Origin of the sequence: Lachnoanaerobaculum sp. OBRC5-5 (assembly GCF_000296385.1) — a bacterium.
GTDB lineage: Bacteria > Bacillota > Clostridia > Lachnospirales > Lachnospiraceae > Lachnoanaerobaculum.
Genome location: NZ_JH815185.1, coordinates 2,615,985 through 2,640,058, shown reverse-complemented (window position 1 = coordinate 2,640,058; position 24,074 = coordinate 2,615,985). Strand labels below are relative to the sequence as shown.

The window sequence follows — 24,074 nt, the reverse complement described above, 5'->3', positions numbered from 1 at the left end:
TAGCTCGTATCAATATTCTATCCTAAGTATACTTTACTTCCTTTATTGGTTATTCCGTCATTCATTTCTATCTGTGTTCCGTTTTGTGTTATTTGTACTGATGTAGGCGATATCAAGCTTATGCCTGCATTACTGCTTTCTATCAGCACTTCAGTTTTTGCAGCTATTGATATCATCCCGCTACTTTTTATACTTATTCCCTTATCATCTTTAAGTTCTATACTTGAACCGCTATTATCTGTAATAAGTACACTTTCAGGACTCAATCTGATTTCCTTTCCTTCTTTATTTTTGAAAAATTTAATTTCAGGATTGTCACGACCGCCTGCACTGCCTACATGAAAAGCGTTTTGTACATATATATTTTGTTCATTTGCATCAGGGAATTTCACTATTACCCTATCTCCGACTTCAGGCATACAATACCAGCTCCCTCCTTCAGGTGAAGAATATACTGTAGCGTAGTTTAGGAACGTCTTATCATCAGAATCGTTTTCATCATCATCTATACTCACTTTTACAAGTTCATTTTCGACTTGACACACCTTTGCAAATAATGCCGCACCTATAAGTTTTTCATTCTGATACGCCTTAGTCTTTACATCACTTTCTTTCATTAATATGTACTCATTAATCACTTCTCTATGTTCCAGTCTGCTGACTCTTGCTACAACAGCCTGTGTTTCGCCAAAAAATGTTAATCTTTCCCCTATTTCATAATGTTCTCTTACAGCAACTTTATAATATGCCTTGCCTGAATTAAGTAAAGACTCATCACCACTGTCAACTCCAAGCTCGTAATATTCCGACCTCAACAGCTTTTCCTGTCTACATGGAAGTCCTATAAAAAACTTAACGCCCTCTACACTACAGTCAGGGTATATCACTGTATTAGCAGAAAATGCCAGCCTTTTCAGATACTCCCAATCAGTTTCTTTATACTGACACATAAACCCCTGAGTTTTCTTATCATCACCTGAAGTCATTATAAATGCACTGTTATTATAACTTTCTATGATAATATCAATAATATCTCTGTAGCTAACTCCTGCATTTTGAAATGTTCTTATATGCTCTTTTCCATCCATAAGTACACTTTGTGTCATCAGGCCAAGAGTCATATAGTGAACATCTCCGTTACTTTTTATATTGCAGGAAGTGATAATTCCACAAAACAGAACTATACTATTACCCTCATATGTTTTAGCAATTATTTGTGTCACCTTTCCGCCAGATGATAAATATTCTTCTTTTTTATCCCCTCTTATAGTACCTCCAATAACTGCCTTACCATGTTTATTGGGCTTAATCTCTGAATAAAATTCCTGTATATCAATAAAATCAAAACCGTATATTTCTAAAAGTTCCGCCCTCATAACACACCTCCATGTACATATCTTTTATTCCATTAAATAACAAGATAGTTTCTAATCTCTGTTAAAAACTTTCAATATCAGTTAAACTTTTCTCACATCACTCACCTATATCTTCATTTATCTCCTGTAATGATGTATAAGGTATTTTTATATCTTCTATATTTTTTTTAATAAATTCTCCATTTACAAGCTCATAAATCATGCCATCATAAATAACTGCCTCATCAAATGTTCTGTACATTATATCTATCGGTCTGTTATATGAATAATATATAGGATATGTATAGTATTCTTTTAATGTCGTTACATATATATATCCATCTATAAAATAATATTCTGAAGTCGATTTTTCATCTTCTCCGTAAATTATTACAGTACATCTTGACACTTTATTATTTGTATCAATATATTTTACTACTTCCCCATCCCAGCCTATTATATCTTTATTAACAACTGTTATCTCTTCATCTAAATAATCAGTCGAAAATTTTTTATAAAATCCACTTATATCACTTTTTATATTATTGATATTTATTTTTTTGTTAACCGAGGAGTCCATACATCCTGTTATTAATATACATAATACAAAAAATAAACTCAGAAATTTAATATTACTCTTCATGCCTATCTTTATCCCTTATTAATTCCAGGTTTTTTCAAATTCATCAGGTGTTCCATATTGTTGTTTCAACTCTTTGGTAGTGCTTCCCCAATCAGGTAGTTGAAAATGGGGTTTATCTACCGGCTTTTTCCAATCTCCACCCCATTCAAGACCTATAGATTTCCCTATTGCACCAACTTTACTAAAGAATCCATCTTTATCATAATATGGATCATTCCCATCATTTCTACAAAAATCAAATGCTGTTCCCCATTGGTGATGTGAAGAATAGTCTGACCCCCTTGCATTAGTAACAATATTTCCTGAAGTTGTCCGCCCTTGTGCATACAGCCTGTCTTGTTCTTCAGCCGTTCTGATTTCTTGTGTTATTCTTATTAATAATCCCTTACTTTCACATTCTTCAATTAGTTTTTTCTGCAATATTTTTAGCTTTGGATGAATATCACTAACATTATGACCTGTATTATTTCTTTTTTTAGTACATACTCCATTCCCATCCACATGATATGTAGTACCTTCCCATGTAATGTCTTTATTGACCACCATTGCCCCATCTTCTCCAAGATAGTAATTTTTTCCATCAGCGCCCTTTACCATTTGTGATGTTACCATTTCTCCATTGCTTCCAAGGTAATACCATTTCCCTGCACTATCCTGTCTCCATTCAGATTTTACCATCTGACCATTGCTTCTTACATAGTACCACTTTCCGACACTATCCTGTCTCCACTCAGATTTTGCTATCTCACCGTTACTTTTTATGTAGTACCAGTTCTTATTTGTTTTATCCTGTATCCATTCAGACTCTGCCATATCACCTTTGCTATGAAAATAATAGATTTTTCCACTTATAGTACGCCAGCCTGTTTGCATAACTCCGGTAGACTCAAAGTAATACCACTTGCCATCTATCAGCTTCCATCCTGTTACAGGTTTACCGTTTTCATTATACATCCAACCTATCTCAGTCTTAACCCATCCGTTACGTTCAGATTTATTTATATTACTTAATACACTGTTTTTATTCCCTGAAGCTGCTTTTGCTGCTGTACGCACTCCTGTTGTATCATGGTACATCACATAGTTTATATCTTTTATTCCCATAGTCTTTTCTCCTGATTTTTTTAACTCTGTTTTAGTTAGACTTCCTATTACTACAGGTATAGAGCCTTGCACCATTTTTAAAATTTCCATCTCCGCTCTTTGTTCTGAACTTCCGGTTACCAAAACACAAGAAGGAATAGAGCCTAATGCATTTTTTGCCATTTTATTCATGTTGAATTTTCGCCTGTCCAAACTTTTGACCGGTATTCTGTTTGCCTTTTCCTTGGTACTAAATGACACACTTTTGCCACTCATATCTACGCGATTATTTATCTTCACAGATGATTTCATACTCTACCTCCTGATATATAAAACACAAATTCCTGTATAAAAATATGTATTCCATATATTAGCTTAACATTGATTTTCCAGTTACTTATTCCACATCATCATAATCGGATGTTTTTACTTCCTCTCTTTTTTCTTCCCATCCATAATTATTTCCTGCATAATCAATATACATAAATTTGCCTGAGCCGATTTCTAAAATATCCCCATCTTTCAGCTCTTTCGAAGTATATACAGCCTTCCCGTTTAATCTCACAAAACCCATACACTCTTCTCCCAACAACGTACCCTTAAGTCCTCGCATATCAAAAGCTATTACAGCATGCCTTTTATCCCTTATGTCATCATAACCTAGGATTTGTATAGTCATCGTGTCGTTTTTACCAATATAATTTTTCCCTTCCACTATATTGTATGAACGTCCCATTCTTGATCCTTCTATACAAACAATCCATGCACATACAGGAAACTCCTCTTCAAGTGATAGTTTTTTTGAGGTTCTCTTATCTTTGTACTTTTCTTCTAAAGTAAGTTTTTCCCTTTTTAAAGTTTTATATTTCCTATTCTTTAGTGACAAATCTTCCTTGGCGCCTATTTCTTCACATTTCCACTTATCCGACAGTTCTTCATGTTTTGATAAAAATTCTTTATATAAAAATTTGCTGTTTCCAATCTCTAAAATGTTTTTATCTTCCAATACATATTTATCATATTGAGGTTTATCCTTAATGTATACAATCCCGTCCGCTCTTGCAGGTAACAGCATTCCCTTATTTTCATTCTCATCAAAGTATATAAGGGTATGTTTTTTCTTTATCTTCTCATCTCCAAGTATCTGTATCTCATTGTCTCGGTCCGTACCTATAAAGTTTTCTCCGAAGCTTATTACATAACTCTTCCCTCTTCTTGCACCCTCTATACATACAAGCCATGCACATACCGGTCTCTCTTCCTTTAGGGAAAGTCCACATTCTTTCCTTAAACTTACATAAACTTTTTCAGGAGTGTCCAGATCAAAGCCACAGTGTGGGCATATTGTTCCATACCTTGTTTTTGAAAACCTGTGTCCGTAAGGGCAGTCCATTATGTTTGACATCTTTTCCTCCTAACTGCTGCTAATCCACCAAGATCTTCTTTGGGCTAAATCCTGTAGTCCTATGTCCGTCCGGATCTTTTGCACTGCTTAATATATACAAAAGTCCGGTATAAATTTCTGTATTGCTTAGCCGGCTTCCCTTTAGCTTTCCTTCCTTAAATGCTATATAGTTTTCTATAATATTTCTGCCTATTCCTTCCTTACTGTTTATGACCATATAGCAAAAGACTCTGTCAGTTTCTTCACATTTTTTTGTATTAAGGTATTCCTTAGCATATGCTTTTAATACATCTATATTAAATGACTTCTCACCATACCCTGCATAATCTGCATTCATAAGATGTATAGTATCATACTCGGATCTCATGTCAGCAAAGTCAAGATAAGTATCCCTTAATATAAACCCCGACTTGAGCAAAAAGTCGCAAAGTAAAATCTCTCCATCACTACTTTCTTCCTCTTCAGACAGAAAAGCCTCTATCTCGCTTATTATAAAGTCTTTATCCCTTACCTCTTTACACTTTAACTTTAAATACTCCCTTTGCTCAGTATTGGTGTATGCTACTTTTATTTCTTTATGTATCTGATATACCTCACCTTTCAGTTTTACAAGTCCCTTTCCGATGATAATATATTTATTCTCATGGTCTGAGCTTAATCTTAATCCTCTTATAACTCCGTCTGTATATCCATCATAAAGAATTGAGAGCAGATCTCTTGGGTAGTCTCTTAGTATTTCAAGTGCATCTTTTTTTAAGATCCTTCCGGTCTCAAACAAAGGGTATCTGTTTTCCATTAGCTTCTCCTTTACATTTAGTGCTCTCCATCAAAGAAATCACAAATCCATTCGTCGGTTTCAAACTTATACTCCTGCCCCTCTCCTGCATATAATATATCTTTCAACCTATATACCGGTACTATCTGAAATCCCCATTTTTTATAGTCTACAAAGGCAAATATCTTCAGTTCTCCGTTTTGTATATCATCCGTATCTTCCTGCTTAATATATCCGCTATATCTTCCTGCAAGCTCAATTCTGTCAGTCTCTCTTGCCTCATCTTTTTTGAAATGGAAAAGATACTCGAATCGTACATTTTCAGAAGCGTCATACAAATACATTCTAAGCAATATATCTTCAAGGCTTCTAAGTAAACTTCCGGTCATCTTATTGCTTTCAAAACCGTCAATAAGTACCTCTTGTCTGCCTGAGTATGACAATGCTTTTATTTTATAAGGAATCAGAGCCTCCTCATCTCTTATATCAAATCCCGCATATCCGGTTCTTTTATCATAAAGATACCTCATAAGTCCGTCCACACAGGCAAGTTTTAACTCTTCCTTTTTAACGCTCCCACCGCTTTGCATCATATTACCGGGTACAAATTCTTTCAGTGCATCCCTAAACAAACCGATCTTGCAGGACTGTCCTGTAAGTCTAATCATGTCAAAGTTGTAAAGTTCTCCATTTGTATACAATCTTTCCATAAATGCTTTCATAACCGCATATATTTCACCGGCAATAAGCTTTTCAACTTCATAACGGTTGAAATTTATCTTTGGCATTTCTTCCAATATATCAAGTTTATCTTCTTTAAATATGGAAAGCTTATAACGATCCGCCTCAAGCCTTAGAAGTCCTGATTTTATATTTTTATCCTCAGGTACTTCTATAACAATATCATTTCCTGAAAAAAGTCCTTGTTTTATTTCATCTGCAAGAGTAAATAAAAAGAAGTAATTATTTCTTACTCTGTAATACCCCTCCTTGCCATACGTTTCAAAATGTTTAAACGCAGTAGGTAAAATTTCTTCTACCCTTTCATAAGCTTTCTGCAAGCCCTCATAGAAGCTTTCCACACTTTCTTCATCAATATATCTATAAGGATCACCCGGCAGATCCTCAATCACTTCACTACCGAGGTCTTTCTCAAGTCCAAGAAGTTTGGATACAATTTTCAGTTTTAGAAGTTGCATTATTCTGTAGGTAATATTGTTTCCCCCAAAATCCGTATTACCGTTTTTGTAGCTGTTTTCCATGATATAGGTCTGTATATCACCCTTTGCATGTACCTTAAACTTGCATGCACTAAGATCTGTGGTTCCTCCTCCACAGTCCATTATCAGTGCCTTATAGCTTTCACCGTCTTTTAAGCGATTTTTCTCCCTCATCTTACTTATAAAACTATAAAGTACTGCTGTGCTCTCATCCAAAGTCACCTTTATTTCTAACGAAAGCATTTCTGACAGAATACCAAGCATTTGCTCATACACATGCTTTTGCTTTACGGGTACTGTAATATACACTTCTTTTATACAGCATTTAAAACTGTCTCTGGTAATATCCAGTACATGCCTTAAATATGCTCCTATAATCTCTATTCTTTGTACGTATTTATACCTTCCTTTTGAGTCTGTGAGTTCTTCCTTCCTCTCAAAATCTCCTACCCATCTTTTAATATCATAAAAGACTGAAAAACCTTTATCCGTATAGCTTAGATTGGCATACCACAAAGCTTTTCTTCCGAAAGCATACTCTATACAATTCTCTTTAACCTCTGTTACAGCAACTACTGTCGGAATCATCATTTCCATAAAGTTTTCTCCACCGACAGATTCAAAAAAAACAGTATGACAGATGGTATTCTCCTTTATGCCTCTTTGCTTCGCAGTGTTTATCTGCCTGTAATAGCTGCTGTCAGCATACATAGCAACAGTTGTATTGGTAGAACCTAAATCCAGAGCTATCGGCATATGTAACTCTATAAGTGGAAGTACTTCAAAGTCCATTATAGGAAGTTTATAGGCTTTATATTTTAGAAGTGATGCATTTGCTTCTTTATCTCCTATATATGTATGATATATAAACTCTGAAGCATCCCTTTCCATAAGATAAAGGCTGTAATCCTTTGTTTCGGTAACAATGCATGAAAGATCAGCCTCTTTTACCAAATATAAAGAATCCTTTTTATCTCCCATTGATACAACATTAAATACGGCACACACCTTTTTATCTCCGCTTACAATCAGGGCATTTGTATTTAAGAATTTTTCTTTGTACTCAATTTTATAATCATCTAAAAAGTTTAGCGCAGCACCTTCATAAATACTGATTTTCCCGGATATTCGAAGTTCTTCTTTCTCAGGCTCTCTTATACTGAACTTATCAAGGATTTGCTCTATACGCTCTCTTCCACCCGGTATCTCTTTTCTTATCAATTCATCTTCAAAGCTTTGGCAATATGAAAGAATCATCTCTATAAGCTCTTCATTTGTCAGGTTCTTATCAAGTCCCTTTACTATATGTTCCCTACGGCAAACTTCCCTCAGTCTGTATTCACTCATTAACTCAAGCTCGCTTCTTGAATACAGTGCAGCCTGTTCCACTTTTATTTCTCTGTTAAGCTTATAGCCCATAGCATTTCTACCGTCCTATACCTTTATTTTTTATAATAGCCTAATATATTGCTGTCTCTCCGATTCTCATACTCTCACCTACTCCTATGACACCAAAATGATGTTTCCAAAAGACATCCATTTCATAAGACAATGACAAGAACATATCTTTAAGCATTTCTATTGTTTCAATATCTTTTTTTGTCTTATCCACCCCTGTAAAAAGAATAAGTTTTTTAACATCCTCACTATGTATGTATAGATTGGAGTTTGGATAAAGCTCTCTCAATACTTTTTTAAAAATGGTGATATAATCTCCGCAGCTATATAAATCAAGCAAACAAAATATAATTCTTTTCGCCTTTTCAAAGCCAAGATGAAATAGTGTCTCTCTAAATCTCTTCAAAAATGCTCCCGACTCTATCTCTTTTAAGATATACATCGCCTTTAGCTCCTTTTTATCCGTTCCGCTCCTAAGATCCCATACCGCTATATAATGCATCATCACATCAAGGAATAATTCTCTTATGTTTTCATATCCTACTATGTCCGGCAAAAATATATCACCCAGTTCATTTGAAAAACGATACAGAGGATTCACTTCCAATTCCGTATCTTCAACTGTATCATAATTTAAAAAATCAAAAGAACTTTCCGTATACGGGCTGGGGCTTTTACTGTTTATAAATCTAAGTTCTTCCAATTTGTGTCCGTTTTTCTTTGCTTTTAATACAATTTCCCATATACAGTTCATACCTTGCTCCTACTTTTAATAATAAATAATTTCCGGGTTCATTCTTAGTAAGTCAAATTCATCAATAAAATATTTACCCTTCATATGTTTCGGTAGTCTTATGGTTTTTAAATTTATACAATCTGACACAACATCATTACTTATATATTCTATACTGTCCGGAAATGTTATTGTCGCAAATCCTGTACAACTATGAAAAGCAAAACTTTCAACTCTTTGTAGCTTTATTGGCAAAGTGATTTCTTCTAGACTTACACAGCCGTCAAAAGCTTTTTCATCAATTTTTTTTAGTTCACTCCCTTCTGCAAATCTGACTTCTTTTAAATTTTCACATGATCTGAATGCACCAAATCCTATAAATTCCACACTTTTGGGAATTTCCACTGTCTCAAGTCCCTTTGATTCTGAAAAAACCAATCCTACTATCAGTTTTGTTCCGTCTTGAATTTTTACAAAACTGTCATTTCCTGAATGTTCCAGCAATATGTTTTGAAAATATTTACAGTGATATTCATCCTGTTCCAAATTTTTAAGCCATAAGGTATTTTTAAAAACACATGCACTTACTTTTTCAGGTGTATGAGACATTTTTACTTCCTTTAAACTTACACAATTTTCAAATGATCTAAAGCCTATAAAACTTACTGTTTCAGGAATATCTACACTTTCTATATTGCAAGCATAAAACGCCTTACTTCTAATCTTCTCCAATTTGCTTGGTATATTTATATCTTTAAGTTCATGACACTCAGCAAATGCTTCATCTCCTATACAAATAAGACTTTCAGGCAACTCTGCCGAAACCAGATTCTCCATTCCGGCACAAGCTCCATTTGCTATAACTCTGGTTCCCTCCTTTACCTTGATATCAGAAATCCCCCTATTACACTTTATTAATACTTTACCTATATAAATATCATTATTCTTATCTGATAAATTCTCTATATAATACTTCGTTTCATTAAATACCTCTGTCTCTACATATCTTATTCCTTCGGACATTTTTATCTCTTCAAGATTCTTGCAGGAATAAAACGCTTTTGACTCTATTTCTTCTACGGAATCTTTATACTTTTAATATTTTCACATCCTGAAAAAGCCTCTGCCATTATAGACTTTATTCCTTCTCTCATTTCCACTTCTTCTAATCCTTGACAATTTAAGAAGGCTCCTGTAAATATCTTTTCTATTCCGTCATGAAGTATAATTTTTTTCAAACTTTTACATTCTTCAAAAGTATATCCTTCAATTGCAGTAATACCCAAAGGAATATTTACTTTTTCCAAACTATGGCAACCTCTAAACGCATTAATTCTTAGTCTTTTTAGATTTTCAGGCAGCTCTATGACTCTTAAATTAACGCAGTTTCTAAATGCACTTTCTTCAATATTTTTCAGATTTTTAGGCAATTCTATATGCTCTAATTGATAACAATCTTCAAAGGCAGAATTTCCTATAGTTTCAATTGTTTCAGGTAATTCTACACTTTCTAGTTTTTTACATTCTCTAAAAGCATTATCACCCAGTTTTGTAACACCTACAGGAACTGTAATTTGTTTTATACTTGACCTTCTCTCAATTATTCCGCTTTCTATTCTTATTAATACATTGTCCTCTATTATAAGTTTGGATTTTACATGAGTAGAAATATACAGTAAAATGACTGTTAGTATCGGTATTAATACTATAAACCTATATCGTCTCTTTCTATGCCTGCTTCTATGCATATTTTCTCCTCACAATTATCTTATTTTCCATTCATTGCTTTTTAAGCTATTACCTAGTTTTTCAATATTCTCTGCTTTTTTATCATTATCTTCTGTACTGTATCCTGTCAATAATATAAATTTACCCTCAAGATACTTTTGTCCGTATATTGTAGTAGCAACTTCTTCTCTATATTCATCAAAATCCACTATATCAAACCTGGTGATTGTGAATGGCTTCAAACTGCAATCTCCCCATCCATTATCCCCATATAGGTCTGTATATACATCATATAATATTATTTTCGTCGGCTTTGTACTTCTTTTAATAATCTCATTTTTTAACTTTTTTAAAAGATCTTTGGATGACAAAGTGAACAATGCCCCAATAACTGCTAAACCTGCACTGATACCTCCTGTAACTGTCCCAAATATTTCAGCCCCCATTAATCCTAGATAATTAAGTAATGCCGGAATTCCATATGAAAGTCCCGAAAAAAATAACGATGCCCACCCTGAATTTTCAGACAAATTAGCAGCTTTATTAGGTGAGAGCCAATGTTTATCTTCTTCTATCATTGTATCTATTAAAAAATTCAGTTCACTTATATAAGCTCCATTTAGATACATTATTATAGCAGGAGTACCTCTATTGTTTCTTCTACTTAAATCTTCATAAATATCAGGATTTTTCTTTTTGAATTTACTATTCATTACCCATATTCCTGATACAGTGTCATTTTTAACATTTCCATCTATGGTTGTATTTAAAATTGCAGTCTCCTGATTTCCAATTAACTTATAATCAATGGCGTTTTCCTCAAAGCAATCTATTTCAAAATAATAATCCCTATTAGCATAAAGAGCTATATTTATACAATAGTTCTCCTCATTTGTCACATGTTTTTTTATCTCATATTCACCTACATATCTTAATTTACCACAAAGGAATTCATAGACAAATACACTTCCGGCTGTCAAAGTAGTTTTACCATGCTGAGGCACTACGCCAAAATTATATAACCCTGAATTCTTAACTTTTACATGACCTACAAAATCCTTTTTATCTCTTGGTCGTCTCCAAGTTCCTTTCACATTCTCAACTATTTCCACAGCATCTTTTACCTCTGTATTATCATAACTTGGTGAAGCTTGTCCAGAAGTTTTGAATGAAACTATTCCCCCTTTTTCACATACTGTTATGGAATCCTGTGTAACTGCCTCAGCACACTCATTAGTTTTAAGATCCACTATATATAGCTTCTTACCTTCAATTACGGACCATTCACTTAGTTTCGGAACGCATTTACAAGGTTTACTTTTATCTTTATTGCATATCCCAAAACCGCTTATATTTGTAGGTTTACTGTCTCCCTTAATAATTAACGGTCTTCCATCCGAAGTATAAGAACCATGATCCCTTGATAAATTTAGTACACCGGTTTTGCTTCCATATTTACATGATACTTCCGCTCCCCTGACCACATACTCTTTACTTACCGAACCATTTATCAACTGCTGTTTATACATTTTCTCAATATTATCTGACATAAGTATTTGTCCTATTATTTATCAAAACTATAACTATTTTCCAAAATTCCTATACAGATATATTCATCAAAATTTATCTGTACCTGAGAAACAGCGTACCTTACAATTCCCTCACAAAGATTGCTGTCACTGTTTCTTAGGAATTTCAAAATCAATTTAGGGCTATCTTTCTTTATCACAATCTCTTCCTCAAAAAAACTATTCATGTCAGGTAAGATTTTATCTTCTTCTTTTAAAAATTGTTCCTCTACAGCTTCAAACCTTTCGCAAGACTTTAGAGATATATACTCTGAAATATCAAGTTCTTCAATTATCCTTTCTATTTCTGCCTTGGTATGTATTTTTACATTTCTATTTTTCTTCCATCTTCCAATCATGTTTTCTTTTCTTTTATTGCTTATTAAATCTATGGGCAATTCTTCTTTTGTATAACGAATATCAAAGATATTATAGCCGGTAAGGTCACTGTAGCTTTCCTCATAGGACTTTATAAAAATTCTTTCATCTTCATGTCTTATGCCGACCATTCCTTCTGTTTTTGCTATCAGTCTTAATGCTACTTCTTTATCTTTTGATAATACCATTTCCCTCTCATAGTACAATCCGTCGTTACATGGACTCAAAAAAGTGCTGCTTTTAAATAAAGTTTTTTCTATATTCCATACCGGATATATATCTTCTTTGATCATATCAGAGTATTTCCCATAGTCCACTTCCACTCCTCTTGCATCATCCGGTACATCTGACAAGTCAATATCAAAAAAACGATCAATATATACTGTATTTACAGTATCCCATATAAGCCCGTTGTGTGAGAAAGTTTCATGTAAATCGGCTACTTCTCTCCTGTATCGAAAAGCTTTCTTAGGCTTTACAAAAATATCCACCTGTTCTCTTTCTTTTGTGAAAGTAACTCTCAATTTATCCTTTGAAAAATTTTTGCAAATACTGTCCGTTGCATCTAAATATACAGTCTTCACATTGTTTTCTCTTTGTTTTTCTTCTATTGCATCATTCTCCTCTAATACATCTTCCTCAGATATAGGATAAAATCGTTTTAAAAATACCTTTTCTTTTTTTGAAAGCAACATTATCGCAATTTCATAGCTTTCTTTGCTATCTTCCAGCTCATCATAAACTTTCCGATATAATGTTTTGAATCTTTCTTCAAATACTTCACTCATCTTATACAGGCCTTCATATAAAACACTTTTGGCCAGAGCATATTCATCTTCATCCTTTATCTCGGAAAGTCTGTCCTTAACATATTTTTTTACGTCAAATTCATCTAAATATCCCATACCCTTATAAACTCCTCCAATATCAGTTTGACGAAGACTCCGACTCGCTTGTTTGCTGTACTGTGGATTCATTAGTTGCTGTAGAAGGTACTGCTTCTTTCTGCTTTATTTCATCAATCCTTTTTTGTACATCATTAAGCTTTTTATCCATCTGTATTGTATTTATCTCATCATTAATCTTTACATAAAGTCTTCTTGCATACTCATAATTTTCTCTGGCTGTTTCAAAATCACCCCTTAAAAAGGCTTCATCTCCTGTAATCGCATAGCCGCTTGCAGCATTTTTTTCCTCTTCACTTTCACTGATTTTCTTATCTGCTGTAGAGATTTTCTCCTCTATTTCAGCAAGTCCGGCACTTTCACCTGATTTTTCCAACAAATCTTTTGCCGTATTATAGTTTGCCCTTGCAGACAAAAAATCACCTTTGCTTAATGCCTCATCTCCCGCACTTAACATATCATTTGCCGATTGAAAGTTCTTTGACTGTTTGTCCGCTTCAGCCTGTTTTCCTTCCTGATCTTTTGCAATAGCTTGATCTACCGCTAAGAGCTTGGCCTCCGCCTTTAACTTTCCCTCTTCATAACCTATCTTTCTTGACTCATTTTTTGCGTCATTGTATCGTTCTCTTGCCCTTTCGTATATTTCAGAGTCAAAAAGTATATCTCCGTTATCCAAACTTAGATTTACGCTTTCATATCCCGATATAAAATCAAGTTTTCCTTTTACATAAGAAAGCCCGGCATTATCTGCATATGGAATTTCATCCAATACAAGTTTATATAAAGATTTTGCTTCACTGTAACTTTCGGCATCGTATTTTTCATCTGCCTCAAGTATTCCTTCAATAACTTGTTCATAGTGATAAAGCAACTCTTTCATATCCTTATCTCTGAGGCCTTCAGCCTTCTTTATTGACTCTTCACATTCTGTATCCGCTTTTTTATAATTTTCCATTTCAATAAATTTAAGCATCTTATCATAATGTGTATCCATATCTTCTTTTAACTCTTTTCTATATCGAGTATAAAAATATATAGCAATAACTGTAGCTAATATTAAAACTACAGCAACAATCGAACCGATTAAAATAAGCTTCCTTCTTCTTTTCTTCTTCGTATCCGACTCAATAAATACTTTATCAATATAAATCCCTGCAATTGTATAATTGTCAATATATTTTCTGTTTTTATCGAGTAGTGCAGTTTCCACTTCTCCAAGACATTCACTCGGATCTTTTCCACTGTTTTCAAAAATCTTATCAATTTCTCCCTCGGACACATTCTCCCAAATGCCCTTTGTATAGAGAATTAAAATATCTGTATCAAAAAGTTTTATTTTTCCTGATATTACCGGAGAAAAATCCTTCTGCCCCAAATATGAATATAAATTGCTTCTTTGTTCATGTCTTGATAAGGCATCTTCACTAAGCAGTTCATTTGATACCATCTCACTGCTTAAAGATGTATCAGTACTTTTATAAAAAACTTTATTATTTCTATATAATCTTATTCTTGTATTTCCGGCATATGCTAAACGCAGATTCTCATAATCGGTTACTGCAACTACTATTGATGCCTTTAATCTCATGTACTTTTCAGACTTTAACAGTACTTCATTTGCATATTTTAAATACTTATGTATACTTGCCTTTGACATTGACGGTTTTTCCTGAAATTTTAAAATTACACTTTCCACCGCTTCCTTTGCAGACTCGGTATCTGCTATATCCTCAATACCGTCTGCCAGTACGTAGCAGGCAAAATTATCAAGCTCCGCATAAGCAAAATAATCACTGTTTTTAAGTGCACTGCCCTCTTCTGAAATAAAATTTGTATTAAATCTGCTGTTTTGCTTACGCATTTTCTCCTCCTACATTCCAATAATTATCAGTCCCAGATTAGCCGTTTCTTTATTTTTACCTTTTATAACTTCTATAATCTCTCTTGCTTTTTCTTTACATGAGTTCTTTTTTACAAGAACTTCTTCCATTTCCCTAACTGAAATACTGTTTTGCACACTTTCAGTTAGCATTACAAGTATATCTTTTTTCTTTAATCTTATATCATTCCTACTTACAAGAGGAGGCATATAATCATCTCTTCCTACAAAATTGTATGCCCTGTTTATATCGGAAATTCTAAGTGCTGCCTCTTTACTTAAAAGCCCTTTACTTACTTTTTCTTTTATAAGCTCCTCCATAATCTGCCCCTTACTAAGTAGTATCAGTTCTTTTCCTCTAAAAATATAAATATTCATATGCCCGACTATGGCGTATTTCAATGTATTTCCATTTAGTACAATACATCCTGCATAAGCCTTTCCCATATCCGGTATATTTAGTACATTTGTATTAGCCAGTTTAAATACCTTTTCAAAGAAGCTGTCAGGACTTTGTGTACTGTCATATTGGTCATATAATTTAGTAAAAGTCCTTACCGTAGTCAGTGCCGCAACTTTTCCTACATAATCTCTTCCTTCCCCTGCTGTAAGAACCGCCATCATGCCGCCATTTAATCTTTTAATACCATATGCATTTGTCTGAATCTGTCTTTTTCCTATATCAAGTACAGCTTCTACATCACATTTACCGTTTTTTTCTTTTTTTACTTGTATAGATATCCTTAGAATTAAAATTCCAAAAGCAGTTATTATACAAATTACATTTGCCCATAAAGCAATTTCCATATTATTTACCTCATAATTATTTTTACCATGAAAACTGCTTACCACATAAGGCAATATATAAAAACTCACTCTCCCCCATGGTAATTACATCATATGTTTCCAAAACCTGAGGTGTATACACAGCCTTACCATTTAGGTATGTAATTCCTCCTCCTTCTGTACAAATCAAGGTGCCTTCCATATCTCTTTCATCAAATGACAAAATTGCATGATTCTCCTGCTTTATTGCATTATCACCTATAATTTGAATATCCATAGCATCTGTTCTTCCTATATAGTTTTTCCCAAATACTACTCTATAATCCTTTCCGTACCTCGGTCCTTTAATGCATACCAACCATGCACACACCGGCTTGGTTTTTATTCTAATCAAGCTTTCTTCAAGTTCAGCATCATCAAAAGATTCCTCAAGCTCTCTTCTTTCAGTCATATCCATATTGCAATATGGGCATATATTCCCATATCTTCTCTTTGAAAACATATGACCGTTTTTGCATCGTATTAAATTCCCCATAGCTCTTACCTTATCTGTAATTTATTCAGTCCAATAAAAATATAGTCATTTTTTACAAGTCTACTTTGCCCATCTCGTATGTTATAAAGTTTATCTTCTAAAAACCCTTTTATCTGTGTTCCGTTTTTACTCTGCATGTCTTCTATATACCAGAGCCCCTCCACATAGTTAAGTACTGCATGAATATCACTTACCGTTCCACCAAAAGCAGTATCGCATAGGTCTATATCTATATCTTCCTCGCTGTTTTTCTTTCCTATTACAACCGAATTTTTCCCTAATATACTCCAACTTCTTATAACTGTATTTTCCTCGCTTAAAAGTACAAGTTCTGATAGAAATGTATCTTGTATCTTTTCTCTTTTTAAAGAAAAATCCTTTATCAGAAAATAGATCAAAGAACCTGAAACTAAAAAAGAAAACATATAAAATATATATCCGCCATTCCATGCCCTTCCAAAGATTCCTGTAATTATGGCGCACAATATGGCCATAGTTATACCTAAAATATCAATTAAACATTTTTTATTCATATATCTCTCCCCTACTTTTATTCAAGTAGGGGGTGATTTATTCTCCCTACTCGTCAGCATGGCGGTACTTGTCGCAAGGCGATAATTCCCTGACGCCAACACTATAAAAAACAAGGCTGCATGACAAGTCATACAGCCTACATTTCTAACGGCTGATTATCTGTTATTCGGCTGCATAACCGCCTTCCACTACCAGACCTGCCATTTTATCTTTTTTCTGTTTTATTACAAGAGTAAAGTTTCCAACACCTTCCTCATCTCCATGCCTCTCTGTATAAGCAACTACAAATGCATTAGGAAATACATATTTTCTTTTTGTAATTCCTGCTACAATCTGCTCTACAGTAACCTTTCTGTAGCAATCTTTGCTCTGTGCAGGAACCATTGACCAAAGTGCCATGTTTTTAGTAGAATCAAAAGGATCCCCATCTACCGCAGTCAGAATCTTTCCTGTGATTTCCATGGTAGCACCGGCATCATTGGTACGTGCATTTGAATCAATCGGGATATCAGTAGATAAAAACACACTGTTTACGCATTCCTTTGCCAGTTCAAAACTTTCATTACCCTCAATTTTTACTTTATATGCCATACTTAAGCCCTCCTATTCCTTATTCTCCGGCATATCCGCCTTCTACAGTCACTTTCGCATTATTATCCTTCTTTTGACGGATATGAATGTAAAACTCTCCTGTTCCGTTCACATCATCCGCCCTCTCAGAATACTCTACAACAAAAGCATTTGGAATGACATACTTCCTTACAACAGCTCCTGCTGAAACTACTGTAACCTCCGCCACTCTGTAACAATCAGCATTTTCAGATGGTATTTGAGACCATTTTGCCAGCTTTAATACATCATCACTGTCAGCTCCGACATTGTACAAAACTCGCCCCCATACCTTGACTCCTAAGCCATAATCTGTCGCCTTAGCATTGGAATCTTTCGGTGACTCTGATAAAAATTCAGCATTTACAATACTTCTCTCATCAAAGTCCGCTACTTCTGATCCGGTTACTCTGAATCTAATTCCCATTGTGCTACCTCCTATAAAAGTATTATTATAGTAAAACCTCTTAAAATATTATAAAAATATTTTTCGACTAACAAAGTTGCAGGTATATTACTTTATGTAATTTATTCTCCTGCACGGTTTAACGGTACTTCAAGTCTCTTTATTGCATTACCGAAGCTTATTTCTATTGTACATACACCTGCTGTTTCATCCGCTTCATAGGTAATATCATCACCTGCACCAAGTATAGCATTAATATTTGACCTCTTTGAAAGCCAAACACTCTTTTGACTTGAAGGATTATTAGAGAAAAACTTACCTATATTCTCTGATTTGAAGTCCCCTGTTGCATGTCTTAAAATTCTTTCAATATAATTAGCTGTCTGTGTTTTATAAATCGGCTCATAGCTTCCACCCGACAGTTTTAAATTTCTTGCTTTGTAAACCATTATATGGCTGATATTTTCTCCATCCAAAACCGCATTCTCAGAAGAAAATACAAATCCGAATCCTCTTTTGTTAATATCATCTTTAACACTATTAGTAAACCCGGTTATCTCTTTAGACATTGTAGTATGCACCTTAAGCGAATTGTTCTTAGCCTCAATATCAAATCTCACTCCCGGTAAATCAGTATCAACATCTTTCTTAAAGTACTCTTTTAAATACTCCGGAGACTGATAACTTGCCACAAATCCGGCCGCCACATAAGCTGCACCTATATATACTCCATCTATCCAGAGTTTCATAATATCTTCTTTTGCCTTAGAAAGTTCTGCCGCCTCGTTTTCATTGATTATCATCTTGCTTTCAAGCTTTACCCCTGACTTATCCTTTGGAATAATAGTAAAGTTAGGCACACATGGAATCAAATATTCTGAATAAGGCTTTCCGCTAAGACCTGAACATCTGTCATCAAAAAATCCTACACCGGTCATTGCCATACTGTTAAATGTTGTCTTATCTCCGGTTTCATATGAATAAAAACACTGCACTCCATAATCCTTTAGTGCATCCGCAATCCTTGCCAATGATTCAACGCTAATATTCTCTGATTTTACACTGTCTTTATTACCTTTAAACCTCTCTCTTGTTACATTCATCTTTGATTTTTCATCTAAAGATACACCTGCAACAATTGCATACCATACAGTATTACTGTAATCATTCTTTTCATTCACCGTATTCAGATATGCACAAAGTTTTGGCACATTTAAACTGTTTGCCATTACTTCATTTTTAACATTTGCAACAAGTAATGTGGGTTTCATACCTTTTACCTGCTTAGGATACTGCTCAAAAAATGCCCATACACCTAAAATTTTTTCAACTAAAGGTTTTACAACTTTTATAAAATCATCCTTTGCATTCTTATAAAATTCAAGATATGTATTATAGTTTGCCACTTCTTTTTTGACATCTATCTGACTTTGCATAGCTGAATTCAAAGGACAAAATGTTCTTACTACCAGTTGCTTTACATAGCTGTTACCTTCAGCATTAAGTGCATCATAATCCTCCTCAAGGGCTTCTATCAATCCGGCATTTGAGTTATCATCTGCAAGAACAAGTCTGCTCTCTTCCACTTTCGGTGCTTCAATTACTGTAAGTTCTCCCTCGGAAGACATAGTTAGAAGTCCTAATGTTAATGCATCATTACTCTTCGACTCTTCTGATTCCCCTAATAAAAGTCTTGTTTTTATATCGGAAATTGCTAACGGAATCATAGCCATCAGGTTTTGATAATTTGCACTTGCCTCTTCAAACATTGAATTAAGTTTATCTCCGAGATCAAGCTTATGTGGGTCTCCGTCTTCAAGCTTTGCATACTCTGCATATGTATACTGAAGTTCTTTTCTAACCTGCTTAATATCGTCCATTACCTTTGACGGTGAAATCATCTCTGTAAGCTTTTCAAATTTAAAATCTGCATTTATAATTCCCTGACTTCTTTTTGTCTCCACCAAGGTCATAAGCATTTTCAAAAAATCATTATGTGCATTTAGATGAACTATGCTTAGCATATTCTCAGGAACACCTGTAGGTTTCTCTTTTGAATATACAATTTTTCCCGTTGATGCATTAAAAAAAGAGTATACTGTAGGGTCAAACTTTTCTAAAAACTCATCAAAATCCTTAACTAAAAGTGCTTCATTGATTTCCTTTACTTTATCATCACTTAAACTATCCAACCCTCTTACATCCCCTACTAAAGTAAGTAAGTTCAGTTTCTCCGGATTAATCTCTTCAATCAATAAAGTACGATTCGTTTGCCTTATAATACTCTCTGCCATCCTTGCGTCTCCTTTAAAAAAATATTAAGTTTTACTTGCACCTAATACAGTCTCTTAAAAATGCACAAAATTACCCCTCTTTCTCTCTCATAATATCATATTAAGTACAATATTTTACGTCCACATTTTCTAACATTTGCATTTTATATAATTTTCTTCACACTTTTCTTAGTGGTTTAATATTATCATATGAAAACTATATTTTCAATACTTAAAATATAAATTTTATTTCCGAAGTTATTTAAAATGCTTGAAATCATATTCACCTACATTGTTATATTTCACCAATTCTTCACTGGACTAAAGCTACTTATCAATGTATACTTTAGAATATAATATTTGCCGGCACTTCGGCAGATGTCCACTTGAAAGGAGAGAGTGTATGGATATACCTTATAAGATTTATTTGGAAGAAAATGAGATGCCAAAATATTGGTACAATGTAAGAGCTGATATGAAGAATAAGCCGGCTCCGCTTTTAAATCCCGGAACACATAAACCTGTGACCTATGAAGAGCTGTCACATGTATTCTGTGACGAGCTTGTTAAGCAGGAGCTTGATGATACCACCGCTTATTTTGAGATACCTGAGGCAATCAGATCATTTTACAGAATGTACAGACCTGCTCCACTTGTAAGAGCATACTGTCTGGAAGAAAAGCTTGGCACACCTGCAAAGATTTATTACAAATTTGAGGGAAATAATACCAGCGGAAGCCATAAGTTAAACTCGGCTATAGCTCAAGCCTACTATGCTAAAGAACAGGGACTTAAAGGTGTTACCACAGAAACCGGTGCAGGACAATGGGGTACCGCACTTTCTATGGCATGTGCATACTTTGGACTTGACTGTAAGGTATATATGGTTAAGGTATCCTATGAGCAGAAGCCTTTCAGACGTGAGGTTATGAGAACATACGGTGCTACCGTCACACCTTCACCGTCTATGGAAACGGAAGTGGGAAGAAGAATTCTGGAAAGACATCCCGGCACCACAGGAAGTCTTGGATGTGCTATATCGGAGGCTGTAGAAAAGGCCACAACTACTGAAGGGTACAGATATGTGCTCGGAAGCGTATTAAATCAGGTTTTATTGCATCAGTCAATTATCGGTCTTGAGACTAAGGCCGCACTTGATAAGTATAATATCAAGCCTGATATTATTATAGGCTGTGCAGGCGGCGGTTCAAACCTTGGCGGTCTTATATCTCCTTTCATGGGTGAGAAGCTCAGAGGTGAAAGTGATGTGAGAATCGTAGCTATAGAGCCTGCGTCATGTCCAAGCTTTACAAGAGGAACATTTGCCTATGACTTCTGTGATACGGGTATGATGACTCCGCTTGCAAAGATGTACACTTTAGGAAGTGATTTTATTCCTTCACCAAGCCATGCCGGTGGTCTCAGATATCATGGAATGAGTTCTACTCTCTCTCAGCTTTATCATGACGGTTATATGGAGGCAGCTTCAGTAAATCAGACGGATGTATTTAAGGCTGCAGAATATTTTGCAAGAACTGAGGGTATTCTCCCTGCTCCTGAGAGCTCACATGCTATCTATGCGGCTATTGAAGAAGCAAAAAAATGCAAAGAGAGCGGTGAAGAAAAGACTATCGTATTCGGACTTACAGGAACCGGATATTTTGATATGGTTGCTTATGAGAAATTCCATGACGGAAAGATGGATGACAGTGTTCCGACAGATGAGGAACTCAAAAAATATGCAGATATGCTGCCAAAGGTAGAGTAAAAAATAAGAGCTTTATTTCATAATACAAGCGCTACAAGTATTATGAAATAAAGCTCATTTGCATTTATATGTTTTATTTATTCTCTATCAAATAATATATCGCACCGATAAGGCCGGCATCATTTCCAAGTTTTGCAGGAACTATTTCAAGTCCTTCTGAAAATCTTGGCATTACTTTTTCATTTACCTTTTTACTAAGGCTTTCTATAAACTCTTTTCTGCCGCTTACTCCACCGCCTATAATAACCTGTTCGGGATTAAAGATATGAACCAGTGAAATTATTCCAAGTGAAATATCATCCACCCAGTTATCAACCGCCTGCCTTAACAGGCTGTTTTCATGTAAGGCATCAAATATCTTTCTACCGTTTATATTTTCTTCAAAGTCTTTCGGAAAAGCTGTCGGATTTTCCTTTTGCAATTTTGAGACACTCCTTACAAGCGCTGTTGTGGATGCATATCTTTCAAGACAACCTACATTTCCGCATGAACAACTCTCTCCGCTTCCATGTATCACTATATGTCCTATCTCTCCTGCCAGTCCTCTTTTTCCAAGCAAAATCTTGTCATCAACTATAATGCCTCCACCAACTCCGGTACCGATAGTTATAGCAACTATATTTTTATAGCCTCTTCCTGCTCCTATCCATTTTTCACCGAGGGCCGCACTGTTTGCATCATTTATAACTATAGTTTTGACAGCATATTTTTTTTCAAAGCTTTCCTTTATCTTTGATCCTACCCAGTTTTTTATATGTCCCGCACTTCCGATAACTTCACCTTTTTCGGAGTCTATCTGACCTGTAGCAGATACACCTATACCGGATATTTCACTAAACTCAAGTCCGCTTGAAGCCACAAAATACTCTGTCTTTTCCAAAACAGTCTTAAGTATCGGAGTCTCATATCCGTCAAATGAAACCGAGAACTCATCCTTGTGAAGTATGTTGCCGTTCTCATCAACAAGTCCAAACTTTGCTGCGGTTCCACCTATATCAATTCCCAAATACACTTTATTTATCATAAAAATTTCTTCTTGGCGTCAACTATCATTTTTGCCGCTGATTTTGCAATCTCTTTATCGGCATCTGTCAATGCCACCAACGGTTTTCTTACGCTTCCGATATCAAGCCCCTCGTTAATTCTAAGAACTTCCTTTATCATAGCATACATATTTCCATGTCCTGAAGTAAGAGCCGCTATAATATCATTTACACAATATTGTATCTCATTTGCTCTCTTCATATCGCCTGAATTTATACACTCATCCATTGCAAGGAAAAGCTCAGGCATTGCTCCGTATGTTCCACCGATACCTGCTTTTGCACCTATTACTCTACCTGAAACAAACTGCTCATCCGGACCGTTAAATACGATATAATCATCGCCGCCGTCTCTTACAAAGCCTTGAATGTCAAATACAGGCATGGAAGAATTCTTTACACCTATAACATTCTTATTCTCTCTCATCTTTGCATAGAGTCCTCTGCTTAAAGCCACTCCTGCAAGCTGTGGGATATTGTAGATAATAAAATCTGTATTCGGCGCAGCACTGCTGTAATCATTCCAATACTGTGCAACGGCATACTCCGGAAGCTTAAAATAAATAGGCGGAATTGCCGCAATTGCATCTACTTTAAGACTCTCTGCATGAGCTGCAAGTTCCATACCGTCCTTTGTATTGTTACATGCTATATGGTTAATTATTGTGAGATCACCCTTAACCTTCATTACATTCTCAAGAACAACTTTTCTGTCTTCAACGCTCTGATAAATACATTCACCTGAAGAACCGTTTACATATACTCCTCTAACCTTTTTATCCACAAAGTACTCTGTAAGAGCTCTTACTCTCTCAGGACTGATCTCCCCGTTATCATCATAACATGCATAAAATGCCGGAATGACTCCCTTGTACTTATCTAAATTTCTCATAATGCCTCCTTATTGTAGAGATAATACCAAGAGGGTCAAATATCTTTGACCCTCATCATATAATTATAAGCTTAGAATATCACTCATTGAATAGTTTTTCAATAAGAATAATCATTTTGAAATTATTTTCTAAACTTTCTATGCTTTATCAGTTTTAA

Annotated in this window: 21 protein-coding genes; 1 reads left to right on the top strand and 20 read right to left on the bottom strand. The window is 34.8% G+C overall.

Annotation, left to right across the window (positions count from 1 at the left end; genetic code table 11):
* Positions 1 to 17: 17 nt before the first annotated feature.
* The 18 genes from HMPREF1135_RS12185 to HMPREF1135_RS12100 all read right to left on the bottom strand — a co-directional run bounded on the left by HMPREF1135_RS12185 (position 18) and on the right by HMPREF1135_RS12100 (position 20,234).
* The gene (locus HMPREF1135_RS12185; RefSeq protein WP_007595618.1) at positions 18 to 1,376 is read right to left on the bottom strand and encodes a contractile injection system protein, VgrG/Pvc8 family; all 1,359 of its coding nucleotides are present in this window, start codon (positions 1,374 to 1,376) and stop codon (positions 18 to 20) included.
* A 97-nt stretch (positions 1,377 to 1,473) separates the two neighbouring features.
* Positions 1,474 to 1,935: a hypothetical protein gene (locus HMPREF1135_RS12180; RefSeq protein ID WP_242824858.1), complete on the bottom strand. Its 462-nt coding sequence runs from the start codon at positions 1,933 to 1,935 to the stop codon at positions 1,474 to 1,476.
* Positions 1,936 to 2,016: 81 nt separating this feature from the next.
* A complete protein-coding gene (locus HMPREF1135_RS14285) occupies positions 2,017 to 3,393 on the bottom strand; it encodes a M15 family metallopeptidase (RefSeq protein ID WP_007595615.1) in 1,377 nt (458 codons plus the stop codon).
* Between the two features lie 85 nt (positions 3,394 to 3,478).
* Positions 3,479 to 4,486, bottom strand: coding sequence for a hypothetical protein (locus tag HMPREF1135_RS12165; protein WP_007595613.1), 1,008 nt, complete (start codon positions 4,484 to 4,486; stop codon positions 3,479 to 3,481).
* A gap of 19 nt (positions 4,487 to 4,505) precedes the next feature.
* Entirely contained in the window at positions 4,506 to 5,282 is a 777-nt protein-coding gene (locus HMPREF1135_RS12160) for a hypothetical protein (RefSeq protein WP_007595612.1), read from the bottom strand.
* Positions 5,283 to 5,299: 17 nt separating this feature from the next.
* Positions 5,300 to 7,900, bottom strand: a complete 2,601-nt coding sequence (locus HMPREF1135_RS12155) for a hypothetical protein (RefSeq protein ID WP_007595611.1) — start codon at positions 7,898 to 7,900, stop codon at positions 5,300 to 5,302.
* 40 nt (positions 7,901 to 7,940) lie between these two features.
* Positions 7,941 to 8,633, bottom strand: coding sequence for a hypothetical protein (locus HMPREF1135_RS12150; RefSeq protein ID WP_007595610.1), 693 nt, complete (start codon positions 8,631 to 8,633; stop codon positions 7,941 to 7,943).
* 15 nt (positions 8,634 to 8,648) lie between these two features.
* Positions 8,649 to 9,641 carry a leucine-rich repeat domain-containing protein gene (locus tag HMPREF1135_RS13595; RefSeq protein WP_242824869.1) on the bottom strand — a complete coding sequence of 331 codons (993 nt, stop codon included), beginning with the start codon at positions 9,639 to 9,641 and terminating at the stop codon, positions 8,649 to 8,651.
* A gap of 47 nt (positions 9,642 to 9,688) precedes the next feature.
* Complete coding sequence (locus tag HMPREF1135_RS13590) at positions 9,689 to 10,360, bottom strand: leucine-rich repeat domain-containing protein (RefSeq protein WP_007595608.1); 672 nt, start codon at positions 10,358 to 10,360, stop codon at positions 9,689 to 9,691.
* Positions 10,361 to 10,375: 15 nt separating this feature from the next.
* The gene (locus HMPREF1135_RS14215) at positions 10,376 to 11,890 is read right to left on the bottom strand and encodes a DUF4280 domain-containing protein (RefSeq protein ID WP_007595607.1); all 1,515 of its coding nucleotides are present in this window, start codon (positions 11,888 to 11,890) and stop codon (positions 10,376 to 10,378) included.
* A gap of 14 nt (positions 11,891 to 11,904) precedes the next feature.
* On the bottom strand, positions 11,905 to 13,191 hold the full coding sequence (locus HMPREF1135_RS12135) for a hypothetical protein (RefSeq protein WP_007595593.1): 1,287 nt from the start codon (positions 13,189 to 13,191) through the stop codon (positions 11,905 to 11,907).
* Positions 13,192 to 13,213: 22 nt separating this feature from the next.
* Positions 13,214 to 15,052: a hypothetical protein gene (locus tag HMPREF1135_RS12130; RefSeq protein WP_007595591.1), complete on the bottom strand. Its 1,839-nt coding sequence runs from the start codon at positions 15,050 to 15,052 to the stop codon at positions 13,214 to 13,216.
* A 9-nt stretch (positions 15,053 to 15,061) separates the two neighbouring features.
* On the bottom strand, positions 15,062 to 15,877 hold the full coding sequence (locus HMPREF1135_RS12125) for a hypothetical protein (RefSeq protein WP_007595589.1): 816 nt from the start codon (positions 15,875 to 15,877) through the stop codon (positions 15,062 to 15,064).
* Between the two features lie 22 nt (positions 15,878 to 15,899).
* Positions 15,900 to 16,391 (bottom strand): FHA domain-containing protein, encoded by a 492-nt coding sequence (locus HMPREF1135_RS12120; protein WP_007595587.1) that lies wholly within the window; start codon positions 16,389 to 16,391, stop codon positions 15,900 to 15,902.
* A gap of 5 nt (positions 16,392 to 16,396) precedes the next feature.
* Positions 16,397 to 16,924 carry an FHA domain-containing protein gene (locus tag HMPREF1135_RS12115; protein WP_007595586.1) on the bottom strand — a complete coding sequence of 176 codons (528 nt, stop codon included), beginning with the start codon at positions 16,922 to 16,924 and terminating at the stop codon, positions 16,397 to 16,399.
* A gap of 163 nt (positions 16,925 to 17,087) precedes the next feature.
* Entirely contained in the window at positions 17,088 to 17,516 is a 429-nt protein-coding gene (locus tag HMPREF1135_RS12110) for a hypothetical protein (RefSeq protein ID WP_007595585.1), read from the bottom strand.
* A 19-nt stretch (positions 17,517 to 17,535) separates the two neighbouring features.
* Complete coding sequence (locus HMPREF1135_RS12105; RefSeq protein ID WP_007595584.1) at positions 17,536 to 17,961, bottom strand: hypothetical protein; 426 nt, start codon at positions 17,959 to 17,961, stop codon at positions 17,536 to 17,538.
* A gap of 101 nt (positions 17,962 to 18,062) precedes the next feature.
* Entirely contained in the window at positions 18,063 to 20,234 is a 2,172-nt protein-coding gene (locus tag HMPREF1135_RS12100) for a hypothetical protein (protein ID WP_007595583.1), read from the bottom strand.
* 382 nt (positions 20,235 to 20,616) lie between these two features.
* On the opposite strand from HMPREF1135_RS12100, the gene HMPREF1135_RS12095 reads away from it, so the two are divergent.
* A complete protein-coding gene (locus tag HMPREF1135_RS12095) occupies positions 20,617 to 21,981 on the top strand; it encodes a TrpB-like pyridoxal phosphate-dependent enzyme (RefSeq protein WP_007595582.1) in 1,365 nt (454 codons plus the stop codon).
* A 73-nt stretch (positions 21,982 to 22,054) separates the two neighbouring features.
* On the opposite strand, the gene HMPREF1135_RS12090 is transcribed toward HMPREF1135_RS12095, so the two are convergent.
* Both HMPREF1135_RS12090 and HMPREF1135_RS12085 read right to left on the bottom strand, forming a co-directional pair.
* Positions 22,055 to 23,005: an ROK family protein gene (locus HMPREF1135_RS12090; protein ID WP_007595581.1), complete on the bottom strand. Its 951-nt coding sequence runs from the start codon at positions 23,003 to 23,005 to the stop codon at positions 22,055 to 22,057.
* Positions 23,002 to 23,916, bottom strand: a complete 915-nt coding sequence (locus HMPREF1135_RS12085) for a dihydrodipicolinate synthase family protein (protein ID WP_007595580.1) — start codon at positions 23,914 to 23,916, stop codon at positions 23,002 to 23,004. The genes HMPREF1135_RS12090 and HMPREF1135_RS12085 overlap by 4 nt, the downstream gene beginning before the upstream one ends.
* Between the last annotated feature and the right edge of the window lie 158 nt (positions 23,917 to 24,074).